The organism is Brevibacterium sp. AGC70 (assembly GCF_057334195.1).
This window is the reverse complement of sequence record NZ_JBHFIH010000001.1, coordinates 383666-401590: the sequence shown is the minus strand read 5'-3', so window position 1 is coordinate 401590 and position 17925 is coordinate 383666. Positions and strand designations below refer to the sequence as shown.

General features: G+C 62.1%; 15 protein-coding genes. 4 read left to right on the top strand and 11 right to left on the bottom strand.

The features are described 5' to 3' along the window. Positions 1–240 precede the first annotated feature (240 nt). The 4 genes from ACE03M_RS01805 to speB form a co-directional block, all read right to left on the bottom strand. Entirely contained in the window at positions 241–1893 is a 1653-nt protein-coding gene (locus ACE03M_RS01805) for a thiamine pyrophosphate-binding protein (protein ID WP_485932430.1), read from the bottom strand. Positions 1894–2219: 326 nt separating this feature from the next. Continuing rightward, positions 2220–3827, bottom strand: coding sequence for a sodium:solute symporter family protein (locus tag ACE03M_RS01800; protein ID WP_485932428.1), 1608 nt, complete (start codon positions 3825–3827; stop codon positions 2220–2222). Between the two features lie 49 nt (positions 3828–3876). Then, on the bottom strand, positions 3877–5562 hold the full coding sequence (locus ACE03M_RS01795; RefSeq protein WP_485932426.1) for a thiamine pyrophosphate-binding protein: 1686 nt from the start codon (positions 5560–5562) through the stop codon (positions 3877–3879). Between the two features lie 2 nt (positions 5563–5564). Then, complete coding sequence (speB, locus tag ACE03M_RS01790) at positions 5565–6575, bottom strand: agmatinase (protein WP_143923452.1); 1011 nt, start codon at positions 6573–6575, stop codon at positions 5565–5567. Positions 6576–6710: 135 nt separating this feature from the next. On the opposite strand from speB, the gene ACE03M_RS01785 reads away from it, so the two are divergent. After that, complete coding sequence (locus ACE03M_RS01785; RefSeq protein WP_485932424.1) at positions 6711–8174, top strand: PucR family transcriptional regulator; 1464 nt, start codon at positions 6711–6713, stop codon at positions 8172–8174. A 36-nt stretch (positions 8175–8210) separates the two neighbouring features. On the opposite strand, the gene ACE03M_RS01780 is transcribed toward ACE03M_RS01785, so the two are convergent. Genes ACE03M_RS01780 through ACE03M_RS01750 form a run of 7 tightly spaced genes read right to left on the bottom strand, consistent with a single transcriptional unit; the run spans position 8211 to position 14510 of the window. Continuing rightward, positions 8211–9320: a histidinol-phosphate transaminase gene (locus ACE03M_RS01780; RefSeq protein ID WP_485932423.1), complete on the bottom strand. Its 1110-nt coding sequence runs from the start codon at positions 9318–9320 to the stop codon at positions 8211–8213. Positions 9321–9343: 23 nt separating this feature from the next. Beyond that, on the bottom strand, positions 9344–10138 hold the full coding sequence (locus ACE03M_RS01775) for a tetratricopeptide repeat protein (RefSeq protein ID WP_485932421.1): 795 nt from the start codon (positions 10136–10138) through the stop codon (positions 9344–9346). After that, complete coding sequence (locus ACE03M_RS01770) at positions 10135–11217, bottom strand: vWA domain-containing protein (protein ID WP_143923448.1); 1083 nt, start codon at positions 11215–11217, stop codon at positions 10135–10137. The genes ACE03M_RS01775 and ACE03M_RS01770 overlap by 4 nt, the downstream gene beginning before the upstream one ends. Continuing rightward, the gene (locus ACE03M_RS01765; RefSeq protein WP_485932419.1) at positions 11214–12188 is read right to left on the bottom strand and encodes a vWA domain-containing protein; all 975 of its coding nucleotides are present in this window, start codon (positions 12186–12188) and stop codon (positions 11214–11216) included. The genes ACE03M_RS01770 and ACE03M_RS01765 overlap by 4 nt, the downstream gene beginning before the upstream one ends. Continuing rightward, positions 12179–12631, bottom strand: coding sequence for a hypothetical protein (locus ACE03M_RS01760; RefSeq protein ID WP_485932417.1), 453 nt, complete (start codon positions 12629–12631; stop codon positions 12179–12181). Before ACE03M_RS01760 ends, ACE03M_RS01765 begins: the two co-directional genes overlap by 10 nt. After that, complete coding sequence (locus tag ACE03M_RS01755) at positions 12618–13502, bottom strand: DUF58 domain-containing protein (protein ID WP_485932415.1); 885 nt, start codon at positions 13500–13502, stop codon at positions 12618–12620. The genes ACE03M_RS01760 and ACE03M_RS01755 overlap by 14 nt, the downstream gene beginning before the upstream one ends. A 12-nt stretch (positions 13503–13514) precedes the next feature. After that, positions 13515–14510 (bottom strand): AAA family ATPase, encoded by a 996-nt coding sequence (locus ACE03M_RS01750; protein WP_485932413.1) that lies wholly within the window; start codon positions 14508–14510, stop codon positions 13515–13517. 598 nt (positions 14511–15108) lie between these two features. Here ACE03M_RS01750 and nrdH point away from each other — a divergent pair. The 3 genes from nrdH to nrdE are packed head-to-tail and all read left to right on the top strand — an operon-like array spanning position 15109 to position 17904. Continuing rightward, positions 15109–15357: a glutaredoxin-like protein NrdH gene (nrdH, locus tag ACE03M_RS01745; protein ID WP_092106910.1), complete on the top strand. Its 249-nt coding sequence runs from the start codon at positions 15109–15111 to the stop codon at positions 15355–15357. 1 nt (position 15358) lies between these two features. Then, complete coding sequence (gene nrdI / locus ACE03M_RS01740; RefSeq protein WP_143923443.1) at positions 15359–15772, top strand: class Ib ribonucleoside-diphosphate reductase assembly flavoprotein NrdI; 414 nt, start codon at positions 15359–15361, stop codon at positions 15770–15772. A gap of 5 nt (positions 15773–15777) precedes the next feature. Next, positions 15778–17904, top strand: coding sequence for a class 1b ribonucleoside-diphosphate reductase subunit alpha (nrdE, locus tag ACE03M_RS01735; protein ID WP_260848195.1), 2127 nt, complete (start codon positions 15778–15780; stop codon positions 17902–17904). Positions 17905–17925 lie beyond the last annotated feature (21 nt).

The window sequence follows — 17925 nt, the reverse complement described above, 5'->3', positions numbered from 1 at the left end:
TAATGCCTGGTCAGGGCGGGGGTGCTGGATATTCCCGCCATCTCCACTTCAATGCCCTGGGTTCCTTGTGAACCCAGGGCATTTTCTGTTGGTTCCCGGCACCCTTGTTCCAGGGAATCGTCTCTCCCCGACCTCCAGAACACAAATGATCAGGACTGTACGACCAAATGATCAGGACTGTACGACTCTGGCAATTTGATTGTCTGAGTGGCGAGGACCTGGATACGTCAGCGCCGATCTCTACGAGTTCACACGGATGACTTCCTCCTGATACGGCGCAATGACCGCACCCGAGATCCGCAGGTCGAGCACCAGGAACCTCCGTTCGTCGACCGGAATCTCTTTCCATTCGTTGATGACTTCGAGGTCGGCCAGCGAGTGGACGGCAACACCGTGCCCTCCGGCGGCGCTGCCCAGCGCTGCGAAGTCGATCTCATCGATGAGCATCGGTGCCTTATTCAGGCCCTTGAGTCCGTACAGATTCACCTCTGCACCATAGGCGGCGTCATTGAAGACGACGGCCATGCCGCGGCCCCCGGCTGAACGGATTGCGGTATCGAGGTCAGACAGCGCCATGGCGCCGCCCCCGTCGCCGGTGGTGAGAACGATCGTCGAATCCTGATTGGCGCGTGCCGCCCCTGCAACGCTGTGCCAGCCGAGCCCGATCGACTGGAACGCCGTGCCGACCATCGCCAGACGGTCGGGTGCGCTGGGCTCCCAGAACATGTTCGCCCACGCGATGAAGTGACCGCCGTCGGAGACCACGACTCGGGCCTCTGGCATCAGCTCGCCGAGTCGTGCAGCGGCAGCACGAGGGTCCAGGCGACCATCCTCGGCGAACTCCGTACCCATTTCGTAGGCCCGGTCGGCACCCGTATCCACGGTCTCGCGCCACCCGCTCGCTACCGCACCCGAGGCCTCCAGCCGTGTGACCAACTCGCCCGCAGCAAGCTTGACATCGCTGCGGATGAAACCGCCGACCCGGGCATTCGTGGCCCGATCATCGGTGTCGATCTGCCAGACCGCTGTCGACGGGTGGAACAGCTCGCCGAATCGCATCGTGAACTGATTGAGCGAAGCCCCGAAGACGACGGCGATGTCCGCCTCGCGGATTCGCTCCATGGCCTCAGGGGCACCGAATCCTCCGGCCACGCCGAGGTCATAATCGGCATCTGGGAAGACATTGCGGCCAAGGGCAGTAGTCGTAGTCAACGCCCCTGTGGCTTCTGCCAGGGCACCGAGCTCGGCCTCTGCACCTGCCAACCACGCACCTCGGCCGGCCAGAAGGATCGGTCGTTCCGCCTCGGCGAGGGCAACCGTCAGACGATCGAGCGAGGTCTGCGAGAACTCGGACGACGGCGCCAGGGGAGCGGGTCGTCCGGGTCCCGGAACCGAGGGAATCTCACCGATGTCGAGGGTTGCGACATCGTAGGGGATCGCGAGGACAACGGGCACTCGGTACGTCAGCGCGTGCTCGATTGCGGTGACAGTCGCGGCCGCCGCATCGACGCGCCCGACGGTATAGGTGCGCACGCCCACCGCCGAGGCCATCGCGATCTGGTCGACGTCCCAGGGACGCGGACCGGACGTTGGCTCGTCACCGACGACAAGGACGAGTGGAACCTTGGCCTGCGCGGCTTCGGCCAGCGCAGTGAGGGTGTTTGTGAACCCGGCGCCGTAGGTGGTGGTGGCCGCGGCGATTCTGCCGGAGGTGCGGAAATGCGCATCGGCGGCAACGACGGCGCCGGCTTCGTGCCGAACGGCAGTGTAGGTCGCCGAGGTGGAGGTCAGAAGAGCATCGAGGAAGTAGGCGTTGCCGTTGCCCATGAGTCCGAAGACTTCATCGATGTGGTGGGCCAGAGTGTGAGCGACGTGTGCCGAGGTGTGAGCCATCAGGGGCCTTTCGCGGATGAGAGATATGGAAGAGAACGATCCATATATGTCTCACACGCGGGTCCCGCGGCTTCGCGCTCCTTTTTCGAGCACCGGCTTTTCGGCAGCAACCGGATTCGACGTTGGCACCGGCCTGACCATTCGAATATAGATGAAAGCGGGCCGGTCGTCCAAGTTCTGCTGGTCCACATGGAGCCAGCTGCACCGAGAAACGGGACTAGCGTCGAAAAACGCACGTGCACATGAGAGATTCGACGCAGCGTGCGTTTTTCGATGGCGGCTCCGCAGCGCAGCCAGCTGTGGGGTTGCTGGTGGCTGGGTGCCGGCTACCTGTTCAGTCGTTCCTTCCATGCGGCCATGACCTCCGGTGGTGTCGGCTTCGATACCAGAGAGCCGATGACGTAGCCGAGCAGTGATGCGATGAGGCCCAGGTAGATGGCCTCGTTCGAGTAGATGCCCATCGTGATCATGATGACGATCGTGGTGAGCGAACCCAGGATCATGCCCGCCATGACGCCGATGATGTTTCCGCGTTTGAAGATCAGCCCACCGAGGATGGGGATGAAGAGTCCGGCCACCAGCAGGTTGTAGGCGACCGTCAGCGCCTCGACGACACTGGGCATGATCATCGCAAGGATGAGGGTGACGATGCCGAGTCCGATGAGGTAGATGCGAGAATCACGGATTTCGTCTCCGGTTTCGCGGACCAGCGATTTCACGAGCGTCGACTTCGTCGCCCCGCCGGAGCTGAGAGGAGAAACGTCGCCGTGCACCGAATTGGCTGCCTCAGCTGTCCCGGCTCCGCTGGTGTCCCCGGCCGCCTCGGCTGCCCTGGTTCCGCCGGCTTCCTCGGCCTCACCGGCTTCCCCGGCCTCACCGGCTGATTCAGCAGTCACCGGAACGATGTCCTTGCGAGCAAGCAGGGGCTCGACGATGTCCTGGCGGCACACTGTCGCAGCCGCCATGAGCGAGCCGGAGGCTGTCGACATCATTGCTGCCAATGCCGCGGCGAGGACTAATCCGCCCAGCAGGGGCGACATTGCAGCATCGACGACGGCGACGAACACATCGTCCTGGACTTCGATGCCGGGAACGATCTTCGTGGCGGCCATGCCGATGAGCGCACCGGCCACGGCGTAGAGGAGGCAGTAGACGCCAGCCGACAGACCGCCCCACCTGGCCACCCCCGGGCTGCGCGCGGTGAACACCCGCTGCCAGATGTCCTGTCCGATGAGCAGTCCCAGAGTGTAGATGAGGATATAGCCGAGAATTGCCTGCCAGCCGATGCCCACCGGGCTGGTCTGCTCGGCCGGGAGCGATGAGAACAGCTCTCCGATGCCACCGGACTTGCTCAACACGATCGGCAGCATGATGAGGAAGATGCCGATGGTCTGGATGAAGAACTGCACGAAGTCGGTCAGCGTGATCGACCACATTCCGCCGAGCATCGAGTAGAGGATGACGATTCCACCACCGATGAGCACGGACCAGAACTTATTGATGTCGAAGAGCGCGTGGAAGATCGTCGCATAGGCGACCGTCGACGTCGTGGAGATCATCAGCCCGTAGGCGGTCATGATCGCGCCCGAGACCAGGCGGGAGCCCTTTCCGTAGCGCAGCTCCAGCATCTGTGAGACCGTGTAGATCTCCAGCTTCTGGATCCTCGGGGCGAAGAACAGCGAGAGCGCGATGATGCCCAGGCCGATGCTGAAGACCAGCCACATCCCCGACAGGCCCGAGGTGTAGCCGAGGCCGACGCCGCCGATAGTCGAGGCCCCGCCGAGGACGACCGCGGACATCGTGCCCGTGTACAGCCACCCGCCCAGGCGGCGGCCCGCGACGAGGAAATCGTCCTGATTCTTCGCCTTGTACCGGCCCCAGATTCCGAACCCCACCATGGCGGCGAGATAGATGATGACGACTAGAGAGTCCACGTCGACCCTTTCTTAGTTGGCTGCATGAGCAATCGGCTCAACGGGTGCTTCAGCACCCGAGTGTGATGTGAATGGTGGTGGGAACGGTCCGGTCGAGCGCCTCAGCCACGGCGGTCGGCAGCAGCTCGTCGATGTCGGACTCAGCGATCGTCACCCCTGACCCACCCATGGACCGGCCCAGGGCCGCGAAGTCGGGACGGGCGAGTCTGACCGCGAACGGCTCGATCGTCCGGTCGACCATCTGAGCCTCGATTTCGGCGTACCCGCCGTTGTCGACGATGACGAAGGGAATCCCCAACCCCAGCTCGCCCGCCGTCATCAGCTCCTGGATGGAGAACATGGCAGCTCCATCTCCCAGGATGCAGGCGACCGGACGCGCACTGTCGGCCAGCTTTGCCCCGATGGCAGCAGGAATACCGTAGCCCAAGGTCGCAAAACCGGGCATGTAGAGCAGCTGATCGGGTGTGCTGGCCGTCAGCGCGTGCACCGACCCGTCGTAGGTGACCTGGGATGAGTCCCCGGCGACGACAACAGAGGGTCCCGCACCCTGTTCGACGAGGCGAGTGACACGAGCGCCGATGGACTCGAAGTCGAAGTCCGAACCCCAGGAGTCTCGGATCGCCGCGACACGTTCGGCTCCGCTTCCTGTGGGGGTGACTTCTCTCGCCGAGGTGGTCGTGGGCGCGTTCTGGTCCAGCTCGGTCATCAGTGCGGTGAGGAATTCCCCCGCATCGGCGCAGGCGAGGATATCCCCGCCGAGGTTCTTGCCCAGCTGGTCGGGGTCGATATCGCAGCGGATGACGACCTGTGTGGAGGCTTCGTCGCGGATGCCGGCCGATGTCTGGGCGCCGATGAGTCCGCCCCAGAGGTCGGAGTCGGCGAGTTCGGAGCCGAGGACGATGAGCACATCGGCTGCCGCGGACTCGGCTTGAACGCTGGGGAAGCGAACGTTGGAGCCCAAAGACAGCGGGTGGTCCTCGGAGATGATGCCCTTGCCATTGGCGGTTGTGGCCACCGGGGCATCGAGTTCCTCCGCGAAGGCCCTGACCTCGGCGCTCGCCTTGCGGGCCCCGCCACCGGCGACGATGAGCGGACGAGTGGCACTGCCCACCGCCTCGGCGGCACGAGAGATGACTCGCGGGTCCAGACCCGGACAGCGGCCAGGGATCTGCGTCGGAACACTGCCGTTCCAGACGCCCTCGAGCACGTCGAGGGGCACCTCGATGTGAACGGGACCCGGGCGTGAGGAGGAGAACATGACGAACGCTTCGGCGACGGCCTGCGCAGCACCCTCGGCCGTGCGGGTGCGCTGAGAGGAGACCAGCAGGCGGTTCAGCGCCCCGGAGGAATCCTTTGTCTCATGGAGCATTCCGACATCGGCGCGCTCAAGCCCGGTGGGAACACCGGGGGAGAGGATGAGCATCGGGCGTGACTCCGCATAGGCAGTCGCCGCGGCCGTGATGACATTCGTCAACCCCGGACCCGAGGTGGTGATGACGACTCCGGGTTTGCCGGAGACGAGGAAATATCCGTCGGCACCGTAGCCGGCACCCTGCTCGTGGCGGGGTGTGATGGCACGGATTCCGAATTCGCTCAGGTGTCGGTAGAACTCGAGGTTGTGTGTGCCGGGAATTCCGAAGATCGTGTCGACGCCGTGCGCGGCCAGGGTCGCGATGACGGCCCGGCCGCCGTTGCGGAACTCCTCGCCAGGCGCGATGTTCTTGTTATCTGCCATCTTCAGACCCCGAGGGCTTCGCCGCTGGGGCCCGAAGGACCGGTGAGACCATTGGCCTCGGCAGCCCACAGGGAGAGCATTTCGTAGCCGACATGGGCCGCGGCGAGTCCGGTGATCTCGGCATGGTCATAGGCGGGCGCCACTTCGACGATCTCGGCTCCGACGACATTGAGCCCCTGGAGTCCGCGAATCGAGTTGAGCAGTTCGCGGCTCGTCATGCCGCCTGCCTCGGGGGTGCCTGTGCCGGGGGCGGCAGCAGGGTCGAGGACGTCGATGTCGACGGACAGGTAGACGGGTGCATCGCCGAGTCGTCTGCGCATCCGAGCCACGACTTCCTGGACGGACGTGAACTGGTAGTCGTCGCTGCGGATGATCTGGAATCCGAGCACAGCGTCGTCTTCCAGGTCTTTTTCGCCGTAGAGCGGTCCGCGGATGCCGACATGCATACAGGACTCGAGGTCGAGCAGACCTTCTTCGCTGGCGCGGCGGAACGGGGTGCCGTGCGTGTACGGGGCACCGAAGTAGGTGTCCCAGGTGTCGAGGTGGGCGTCGAAGTGCAGGACCGCGATCTTGCCGTGCGTCTTGTGCAGGGAACGCAGGTTCGGCAGGGCCAGTGTGTGGTCGCCGCCGAGTGTGAGCAGCTTGGCCCCATCAGCACGCATCTCATCGGCGGTCCGTTCGACTTCGGTGATGGCCTCTTCGATGTCGAAGGGGTTGACGCCAAGGTCACCACAGTCGGCGACCTGCTGCCAGGTGAACGCGTGGACGTTCGTTGCCTGGTTGTAAGGGCGCAGCAGTTTGGAGGACTGGCGGATGTGGGCGGGGCCGAATCGTGCGCCCGGACGGTAGCTGACGCCGGCGTCGAAGGGGACGCCGAGGATCTTGACGTCGATCTTCTCACCTGGTCGCTGTGCTTCGACCTCGTCGATGCGCGGGAGCAGACCGAAGGTCGGTGGCCCCGCGAAACGTGGTGTCTGGCTGTAATCGGCTGGTCCAATGGGCTGAGTCGACATCGGCTCTCCTTTGAATTCGTGAATGTTCTCTGTGGTGCGTGATTGCCATCAGCCTAGGACGTGGCTCACACAGCGCGAATATCCAGAATGGAGGATTTGAAAATGTAGATATCCATTGCGGATAGTATGGATCTCATGGTCACCTTGGGTCAGCTCTGGGCACGTCAGGAACTCGCGCTCGACGTCGTCGTCGATTCTCCGAGCGCCGGATCGGCCGATGTCACGATCGTGCACTCCTCGGAGCTGCCCGCGGTTGACGAATGGTTGGCCGGAGGAGAGGTTCTGCTCACGATCGGCGTCGGTCAGGACCTTGGCGGCGAGGGCGTGGGCGACTATGTCGGGCGCCTCAAGCGTGTGGGGGTCCTTGCGCTCGGCATCGGCCTTGGCTCCGCTTTGCCGTGGCAGGCGCTTCCACCGGCGCTGATCGAGCACGCAGAAGCTCAGGAGCTTCCACTGTTCGGGGTCCCCGAACCTGTTCCTTTCGTCGCGGTCGTCGATGCCTTCACCAGAATGCGTGAGGAGGAGACGAACCGAGAGCTCACCCGGGCCAGCAGTGCGGGACGGCGGTTCGCCACCGACCTCGCGCATCAGGGTCCCGCCGCGCTTGTCGCAGATCTGGCCAGCACTCTGGGGACGGACGTTCGGTTCGTCTCACCCACAGGCAGGGGGCTGACCGGCACCGATGCCGAGAACCTTGTGCGGCATGACCTGATTGCCGAAGCTCTCAAACCCTCGATGGCGCCGCGTCTTCTGCGTACTGAGGTGGAAATCGTCGAAGCCGTTCCGGTCGGAGACGAGCAGGTTCGAGGATGGATCCTCGCCCCCGCCGAGGTGGCCGGCAATCCGCGCACCCGTGGACTGCTGCTTTCCACTGCAGCGGCACTGTTGAGTCTGAACATCACAGAGGTCCCGCCTCGGCGAGCGGATTCACAGCTCTTCACGACTCCCTTGACGGCAGGACAGGCTCGGGCCGAGTGGGTGCGCGAGACCGGCCTGGCTCCGGTCTCACGAGTGAAGTTCACGGTCTTCGGCAATGTGCGAGGTGGGGTCCCGGAGACGCTGCTGGGTGATCTGGGTGATGGAACTCTCCTGGTCCGTGCGGGTTCGATGCTCGGGGTCATCGAACCCGGTACCCAGAGGGCGTACCAGAGCCGTCTCGATGCGGCCGAACTGGCAGCGGGTCATGCGAGTACGGTCGATCGGGTTGCGGAGGTCACCGGACTCGACAAGCTGTTTGCGAAGATGATCCCACTGACTCAGGTCCACCACACGTGGACCGTGTGGCGAACGCAGCACGAAAGTGCGACCTCGGATGTGCGGGCACTGCTGTCGTCGATCGATGAGTCAGCGGCACAGAGATTCGTCGACCGAGTGCTGGGCACGCTCCTTGCTTCACGCGACGAACAGGACCTGCTGCTGACGCTGCGAGCCTTCATCGCAGCAGGAGGAGTGCGGGATGCGGTCGCAGCTGAACTCGGCATCCACCGCCACACAGTGCGTGCACGAATGGCGAAGATCGAGACGCTGTTGGGCCGCGACCTCACCCGGGCGGAATCGGTTCAAGCCGTGGCCTTGGCCCTTGAGCTCGCAGAACTCTGAGAGGCGTCCCGGGCCGGTCCAGTCAGCTCGATGTGCTTAGTCGAAGTGCTCGGAGTAGAAGGCTGCGGCGACCGCGAGGACACGGTCGAGCCCCTCTTGTTCACCGATGCTGATACGCACCCCGTCGCCGAGGTTGCGTACCGCAACGGCCTGCTCGACGCAGGCATCTTCAAAGGCTGAGGACAACTGGCCAAGGGGCAGCCACACGAAGTTCCCCTGCGCCTCAGGCACGTCCCAACCCTGGTCGCGCAGCGCGTGGGCGAATTCATCGCGAACGGCAGCGATCTCCTTGGCCCGGACGTCGACCTCCTCGCTGTGACGCAGTGATTCAAGTGCGGCCGCCTGGCTGATATCGGTGACACCGAAGGGGATGACGGCTTTCAGTAGACCTTGGATCACGGCTGTGTGAGCGAGGGCGTATCCGACCCGCAGGCCCGCCAGGGCGTGAGCCTTGGAGAAGGTCCTGACCAGAACGACATTGGGATGATCGGCCACAAGGTCGACGCCATCGACGAGGCCCTCGGCGGTGGCGAACTCCCAATAGGCCTCGTCGAGGGCGACGAGCACATGGTCTGGCACCTGCGTGAGGAACTGCCGGACCTCATCGTCGCGAAGTGCTGGTCCCGTCGGATTGTTCGGGGAGCAGAGAATGATGAGACTGGTTCGATCGGTGATCGCCGCCGCCATGGCGTCCAGATCTTGTCGACCGTCGTCGCGTACCGGCACCTCGATCCGTTTCGACCCGGCCAGCCCTGTCGTCTGGGGATACATTTCGAATGACGGCCAGGGATAGATCGCTTCCGTGGTGGCGTCCGAAGTGATCTGGGTCAGTGCCACGAGCAGTTCGCTGGCGCCGGTGGTCACGACGAGTTCATCGATGCTCACGCCCAGGCGCTCGGCCAGTTCGGTGCGCAGCGCCAGTGCTCCGTCATCGGGGTACACAGCGGGGTTCTTCGCGTGAGCGACCATGGCGTTAGTGACCGCCGGCAGCGGCTCGAGGTAGTTTTCGTTCGAGGACAGCTTGAACGAGGCGAGCCCGTCGATTCGCTTGGGCGCCTTCCCCGGAACATACGGCGGGAATGTCTTCAGTGAGGCCCGCAGTCGAGGGGTCGAAGTGCTGCCAGCAGAGGTGTCCGGAGAGTTCATGGACTCATGATTTCACAGGTGCCTCACCACGGTTTGTCCGGGGCGGAACGGCCCCCGTCTCCGCCGGGCCCCTGCTGGCGCTGCTGACGTTCCGAGTCCTCGCCGCGTTCCTTCAGCTTGTCGCGTTTCTTCTGCTCTTCGGACTTCCCCTCCGAGTCGTCGGATTTCTCCTCGCCTTCGCCGGAGTCCTGACCTTCGTCCTTCTTCTTCGAGTCATCTCCGGAGTCGCCGTTCTTCGGATCCTCGCCCTCGGAGCCATCGGAGTCGTCGCTCTCGGAGCCTTCCTGCTTCGACTTCTCTCCGGCCTTCTTGTCTTCCACGCGCTTCTTCGCTTCGTCGCTCTTCTGCTTCTCTTCGCTCTTCTTGGGCTGGCATTCCTCTGGAGCATCTTCCAAGGTCTGCAGCGACTGGTCGTAGAGTTCGTCCGACTGTCCTGGATCTTGGTCCGCGACCTCGTCGGCGAGCTTCTCATACACGTAGGACAGGTTGATCCTCACGGCACATTCGTCACGGACAGGGGTGATCTCAAGAGCGGATTCGAGGTCTGCCTGCGCCGGTTCGAAATCGCCGACGGCCGCCTCTGCGGTGCCGCGGTTGTAGTAGCCGATATGGCGTTGGATCGGGCTGAGTGTGAGGAACGCGGTCGACGCCTTCTTCGCTCCAGGGAAATCATTCGACGCGTAGCGAACCTGAGATGCTGCGCCGAAGTAGAGGGTCACAGCCACATAGCCGAACACGAGGAGGAGGACGGATCCGATGATGAGGTTGACGCGCGAGAGCCTGCGCATCGTCGACCAACTGCGAGTGATCCGGTTCATGACCGTCCTCCTCGTGGTTTGGGCGCAATCGTGCGCAACCGCAGCAGCTCGCGGACGCCGAAGACCATTTCGACCGCGATCCATGCGAACACGAGAAGCAGGGGGACCCAGAAGTATTCGTCGACGGTGACCCGCCCATCCTTCTTGACCAGCGCCTGATCGTACTTCGGTGCCGTGTACACGCTCGACATCGAGGCTCCGCCGTCACGGTGGTGGTACTTCACACCGAGGTCGTTCGCGATCTGTCTGAGGTTCGTCTCGTCGATCGTTGAGATCCCAGGATTGCCCTGTCCGTCGAGGATGTACTCGCCGTCCGTTCCTGCGGACCCGTCACCATCTCCGGTCCCGCCGGTATCACCAGGATCACCGAGGCCGGGGCCCCCGCCTGAACCCGCACCGTAGCCGAATGGCTGGGATTCCTTCATCTTTCCGCCCTGAGACGTTCCGTAGCCGAACACCGCCCCGCTGTCGATGCGGGAGGCGAAGGATGACCACGAGTCGACGGGGGACTCGGAGGTCTGCTCGCCGTCGCCGAAGTAGAAGACGAGGCTCTTGTTGTCCGGACGATCTTCCTGATTGGACTTCATCCGCTTGTCCAGCTCAGCGCCCGCCTCGGTGATGGAGGATCCGTTCGAGTTCAGCGACATCTCCGGACTGAGGACATCGACGGCGGAGGCGAACGCCGTATGGTCGGTCGTCAGAGGCATGACCGTCGATGCGGTCGAGGCGAAGGAGATGATGCTCATCCTGGTGCCGGGGAGCTGCTCTGCCAGCTCCAACATGTCCTTCTTGACCCCTTCCAGTCGGGTCTTGTCACCGTCATAGTCCTCGGCGGCCATCGAAGTCGTCGTATCGACGAGGAAGTAGACGTCGGCGGCTGCCTCGTATTCCTCGGTCGAGGATTTGATGGGAATGCCCGGTCGGGCCAGGGCGAGTGCGAGCACGGCGACGATGCCCATGCGTGCGAACCATTTCCAGCGAGGTCCATCCCCGCGCACTGCCGGGATGATGCACACGGTCAGCAGGGCGAGGACGAGGAAGCCCCATCCGAACCAGGTGAAGACGGGATCGAAGATCATGATTTCGTCCTCCAAGCCAGAACGAAGACACCGGCGAGGCCGAAGACTGCGATTCCGAGGGGAACTGCGGGCATGTCATGGACGACGGTGTAGGAACGGCCCGGAGTGTTCTCGGCCTCCTGACTTTGGATCTCTGCGACGATCCGATCGATCGTCGATGCCGAACCCATGTCGAACTGTTTGCCTCCGGTGCGATCGGAGACCGACTTCAGTTCCTTTGTCTGCGGGTTCGTGAGCACCGACGGGGGAGAGAGGCTGTAGACCCTGACCTTGGAGTCAACAGCGATGTCGGTGGCTTCGTCGAGGTCGAACAGAGGGTCACCGGCAAGCATGTTGTCGGTGGCGAAGATGATCGAACGAGACCGATCTTCGTCCTGACGGTCGAAATTGTCCACGCAGGAGACGAGTCCGTCTCCGATGAGGGAGGAACCGCCGATGTTGGGAGGCGAGGTCGACCAGGAGTAATCGGTGCCTTCGGAGCCCCAGGTGCGGAAGCCCTCCTCGGCTTCCTCGAGATAGTTCTGGACCATGTCGTAGTCATCGGTGAGAGGGAAGGCGGAGACGGCGGTCGAGTTGAACACGGTCATTCCGATGCGTTCACCGTCGAATCGGTCGACGAGCTCCTGGTAGGCCTCGAGGAGGTCCGCGTCATAGCCGAGCATCGAACCGGACACATCGAGGCAGAGCATGACATCTCGCAGCTTCTTCTCCGGATTGACGGTCTCGACCCAAGCGGGGCGAGAAATCCCTGCGAGGGTGGAGAGACCGGTGAGTGCGATGACGGCGAGGAAGGCGACGGTCGTCATCAGACGGGTCCGCATGGCTTTGCGGAAGCTGGGCAGGCTTGTCATTCGGCCGCTGTGCGCCACAGCCAGTGACGACGCGGTGGCCTTGGGTCTGCGGAAGAAGAAGACTGCTGCCGCGGCAAGCACGAGGAGGACGAGGGCCAGCCACCAGAACATCAGGACCATCGGGTCACCAGCTTTCTTGCGCCAGCGATCTGGGGCCCCAGATCATTGACGTCGTCCTCGGCGAACTCTGCTTCGTAGAGGCCAGACAAGGACTCCGCGAGGTCGTCGAGGCCGGCCACAGCTGCATCTCGGTAGGTGAGGTGTTCGGCCTTGACGCCCCATGCGTGATGGGCGAACTCGCGCACGATCTTCGCCAGTTCCCGAGCCGCATCGCGGACATCGGCTTCACCCGCATCCAGTTTCGACTCGACCGCGCCGATCCGAGACATGTAGGTGCTGCGAACAGGGATGGGAATCCGCGGTCGGGACTTCATCCCTGATCCGGCCGCCGCGCGCAGCAGCGGAGCGAACAGGTTGAGGGCGGCGGCCAGCAGAACCACGGCGGCGGCGACATACCACCAGACCGAGATCTGCAGGGGGCCGACGAGCTCAGCGGGGCCCACGGCGGTGCCTCAGCAGAAGAGTGTGGAGATTGCCCAGAGCTTGGTCCTGATGGGCGATTTCGGTGTGTGAGATTCCGAGCTTCGAGAGCAGGTCGATTCGGTGCTGCCTGCGGCTTGCTTCCGCAACGAGGAATTCATTGCGTACGTTCGGGTTGGCCATCACGGAGGTGGGCAGACCGACATCAGGGCGGGAGACATCGAACGGCGCCGAGGTGGCCGGCAGTTGTGCCAGGTCCGCGTCGGTGATCGTGATCCACAGGATCTCGTGCTGTGCACGCAGACGTTTGATTGTGGCTTCCTCCTTCTCGCCGAGCGGAGCCTGGTCGGAGATGACGACCACAAGCATCCGGTGATTGATGTGCGAGGCGATCCACTGCAGCTGCTCATCGATCGAACCGTCGGCGTCGGTGCCCGCCTCGGCGAGGATTTGCTGCAGAAGGTTCTCCAAGTGGGCTTCACTGCCCTTGCGGGGGGACGCGGTGGTGCGTTGTGCGCTGCCGTGGATGAGCATCACGTCATCTCCGTGGCGTACGGCGAGGTATCCGGTCATGCCGGCCATGAGGATCGCGAGCTGTCGCTTGTCGACCCCGGCCGAGGTCACGGCGTCGAAGTTCCGGGACGAGTCGACGACGAGCGCGAGAATGTGCCTGCGGTGGGCGACATAGCGTTTGACCAGCGGGTTCGAGTGTCGGGCCGTGGCCTTCCAGTCGATGTCGCGGATCTCGTCGCCGGGAATGTAGTCGCGCAGGTCGTCGAAGTCGAGGCTGTGCCCGTGGAAGACAGAGGAATAGTCCCCGTCGAGGAGCCTGCGGGTTCGACGGTGCGCGTGGATGGTCATCCGCGCTTTGATCCGATTGAGCAGAGCAGTCATCGATGCACCCGATCAGGGAGTGGGGACGGCTATGAGAAGGGCATCGACGACCTGTGCGCTCGTGATGTTCTCCGCTGCGGCTTCGAAGTTGAGCTGGATGCGGTGAGCGAGGATTCGGTGGGCCAGATCCTTGATGTCTTCGGGGATAACGTAGTTGCGGCCTCGGATCATCGCCAGAGCTCGTCCCGCGTTGGTGAAGGCGATCGAGGCGCGGGGGCTGGCCCCATATTCGATGAAGGGAGCCAGGCGACCCAGATATTTCGTGGTGTTCCTCGTCGCATGGACGAGTTCGACAAGGTATCGGGTGATCGACGGGTCGACGTAGATGGTGCGTGCATATTGCTGCAGCGTCTCCACATCTTCGAGGCTGCAGGAGGGCTTCGGGACGGAGTCGCGATCGAAGACACCCGAATCGAGTCGCGACAGGATCTCCATCTCCTCATTGGGGTTCGGATGGGTCAGGAGGTCTTTGATCATGAACCGATCGAGCTGAGCTTCGGGCAACTGGTAGGTGCCCTCCTGCTCGATCGGGTTCTGTGTGGCCATGACGAGGAAAGGACGGGGAAGATCGAACCGCTGGCCGCCGATCGTCGTCTGCTTCTCCTGCATGGCCTCGAGCATGGCACTCTGCGTCTTCGCCGACGAGCGGTTGATCTCGTCGAGGAGGACGATGTTGGCGTGTACCGGGCCCAGGACTGTATTGAAAGAGCCTTCTTGGGCGTTGTAGATCTGCGAGCCGATGATGTCAGCGGGCAGCAGATCGGGCGTGCACTGGATGCGGGAGAACTTTCCATCCACAGCATTGGCCAGCGCCGCCGCCGCAGTTGTCTTGGCAAGCCCGGGAACACTCTCCAGGAGAAGGTGGCCGCTGGAGAGGAGACCGATGAGCAGACTCTCGCGCAGGCGCTGCTGTCCGACGACGAAATGGTCAAGATAGGATTCCAGACCGCTCAGGATCGATTGGGCGTGTGCGATCTCTTGAGTGTTGGCGGGTGCCGTTGCCGTCATGCTGGTGCCTCTCGAATCTCAACTGGCTGACAGAACCAGCATATGGGTTGACCCTGACACCCGACTGGACTCTTTCGTGTCAGTACCGACACATACCATTTGAAGACCGACACACAAGTATGAAGAACAGTGCGAAACACTCAGGGGTGATGGTGGAAAGGAGGTGGGAGCGACCGTGGAGATGGGGTGGGAACGACTATGAAATGGGACGCCAGGGGATCGGAGAGGGAATCGAATGTGACACGCCGACGAAGTACCCACAGGGGAAAATTTTATCTGTGGACAGGTGTGGAAAACGGTCCCGAGCGCGGTGCCTGAATACGGCTCTTCGGCCTCATAGGCCAGTGTCCTCGCAGGTGATCGAACTACAACGGTGTCATTCGTGACTTGTGGATGACTGTGGACTGTTTGAGCACAGGTTGTGGATGGTCGAAAGAACACTGGTGTAACACTGGATATAGGGGTAGAGTCGACCTCGAACACAACATCTAGTGGTCACACTCGGGCATGATCTACGTGATATTCGTCATTGTCTAGGTCATGAAACTAGTGGAAATACCGTGAAATCTAAGCCGAAGTGCAGAAATGAGGAGTCGCGATGATCACCGTGTACACCAAGCCAGCTTGCGTCCAGTGCAACGCCACGTACCGTGCGCTCGATGCCAAAGGGCTGAAGTACAAATCGGTCGATCTCAGTGTCGATGAGAACGCCTTGGACGTCGTCAAGGCCATGGGCTACATGCAGGCTCCCGTCGTTGTCACTGATAACGACCACTGGTCAGGTTTCCGTCCGGACAAGATCGCCACCCTGGCCGGAGAGCAGACCTCGGTTTCCGTTGTAGCCTGACATGCTCCTGGTCTACTACTCGAGCAGCTCTGAGTACACCGACCGATTCGTCAGCAAGCTGCGGCACCCCTCACGCCGACTTCCCCTGCTGACAAAAGATGAGACGCTGGCGATCGACGAACCGTTCGTCCTTGTGACTCCCACCTACGGAGCCGGCCCCAACAGAGGCGCCGTCCCCAAACAAGTGATCAAGTTCCTCAACATCGAATCGAATCGCCGCCATCTCGTCGGCGTCATCGGCGCCGGAAATACGAACTTCGGCGAAGAATACTGTCGCGCGGCACGCAAAGTGGCCGCGAAATGCAATGTACCCGTGCTGTACCGTGTCGAACTCCTCGGAACCCCAGAGGACGTCGAAGCAGTGAATTTAGGATTGGACAAACTGTGCGTGAGCTCGCTGAAGACCGCAATGTAGAAGACATCATCCGCGAAGAGACGGATCTTGACTACCATGCGCTCAACGCCATGCTGAATCTGTATGACCAGGACGGTCGGATCCAGTTCGAGCGTGACAAACAGGCTGCCAGGCAGTACTTCCTGCAGCATGTCAACAACAACACCGTCTTCTTCCACGACCTCAAGGAGAAGCTCGACTACCTCGTCGAGAAGGAATACTACGAACCCGAAGTCCTCGATCAGTACTCCTTCGACTTCATCGAGGAGCTTTCGAAGCACGCCTATTCGGCTAAGTTCCGGTTCCAGACCTTCCTCGGTGCTTTCAAGTTCTACACCTCCTACACGCTGAAGACCTTCGACGGAAAGCGCTACCTCGAACGCTTCGAAGATCGTGTCGTCATGGTCGCACTGTTCCTTGCTCGCGGCGACGAGACACTGGCTAAGCAGCTCGTCGACGAGATCATCCACGGTCGCTTCCAGCCGGCCACCCCGACCTTCCTCAACGCGGGCAAGAAGCAGCGCGGCGAGCTCGTCTCCTGCTTCCTGCTGCGCATCGAAGACAATATGGAGTCCATCGGCCGCTCCATCAACTCCGCGCTGCAGCTGTCGAAGCGCGGCGGCGGTGTGGCCTTTGCCCTGACCAATATCCGCGAGTCCGGTGCACCGATCAAGAAGATCGAGAACCAGTCCTCGGGTGTCATCCCCGTCATGAAGCTGCTCGAAGACTCCTTCTCCTACGCCAACCAGCTGGGTGCACGACAGGGTGCCGGAGCTGTGTACCTGCACGCTCACCACCCCGACATCTACAAGTTCCTCGACACCAAGCGCGAGAACGCGGATGAGAAGATCCGGATCAAGACTCTGTCATTGGGCGTCGTCATTCCGGATATCACCTTTGAATTGGCCAAGCGCAACGAGGACATGTACCTCTTCAGTCCCTACGACGTCGAGCGCGTCTACGGCATGCCCTTCTCTGACGTCAACGTGACAGAGAAGTACGAGGAGATGGTCGACAACGCTGCCATCAAGAAGAACAAGATCAATGCCCGCGAGTTCTTCCAGACCTTGGCAGAGATCCAGTTCGAGTCCGGTTACCCCTATGTCATGTTCGAAGACACGGTGAACAAGGCGAACCCGATCGACGGCAAGATCATCATGTCGAACCTGTGTTCAGAGATCCTTCAGGTTTCCGAGCCCAGTAAGTACGACTCCGATCTCGGATACGACGTCGTCGGCAAGGACATCTCCTGCAACCTCGGTTCTCTCAACATCGCACTGACGATGGATTCCGAGAACTTCGGGCAGACCATCGAGACCGCGATCCGCGGGCTGACCGCTGTCGCTGAGACCTCTGACATCCAGTCGGTTCCTTCGATCGCCCGCGGCAATGACATGTCGCATGCCATCGGACTTGGCCAGATGAACCTTCACGGCTACCTTGCCCGGGAGCACATCTACTACGGTTCGGATGAGGGTCTCGACTTCACGAACATGTACTTCTACACCGTCGCCTACCACTGTGTGCGTGCGTCGATGGAGATCGCGAAGGAACGTAAAGCTGCCTTCGCCGGATTCGAGAGGTCGAAGTACGCGACCGGTGAATACTTCGATAAGTACACCGAGGAAGCGTGGGAACCACGCACCCAGCGTGTGGCCGCGATGTTCACCGAAGCCGGCGTGCATATCCCTACTCAGGATGATTGGCGTGAGCTCAAGGCTGCAGTTGCCGAGCACGGCATCTACAACCAGAACCTGCAGGCTGTTCCACCTACCGGATCGATCTCCTACATCAACAACTCGACCTCGTCGATCCACCCAGTGGCCTCGAAGGTCGAGATTCGCAAGGAGGGCAAGATCGGGCGTGTGTACTACCCGGCGCCTTTCATGGACAACGACAACCTCAAGTACTACCAGGATGCCTACGAGATCGGCTATGAGAAGATCATCGACACCTACGCCGAGGCCACGAAGCACGTGGACCAGGGGCTGTCGCTGACCTTGTTCTTCATGGACACCGCCACGACTCGTGACATCAACAAGGCGCAGATCTACGCGTGGCGCAAGGGCATCAAGACCATCTACTACATCCGGTTGCGCCAGCTCGCGCTGGAGGGCACCGAGGTCGATGGCTGCGTATCCTGCATGCTGTGACCGATGGGTTCAGCGGGTCGG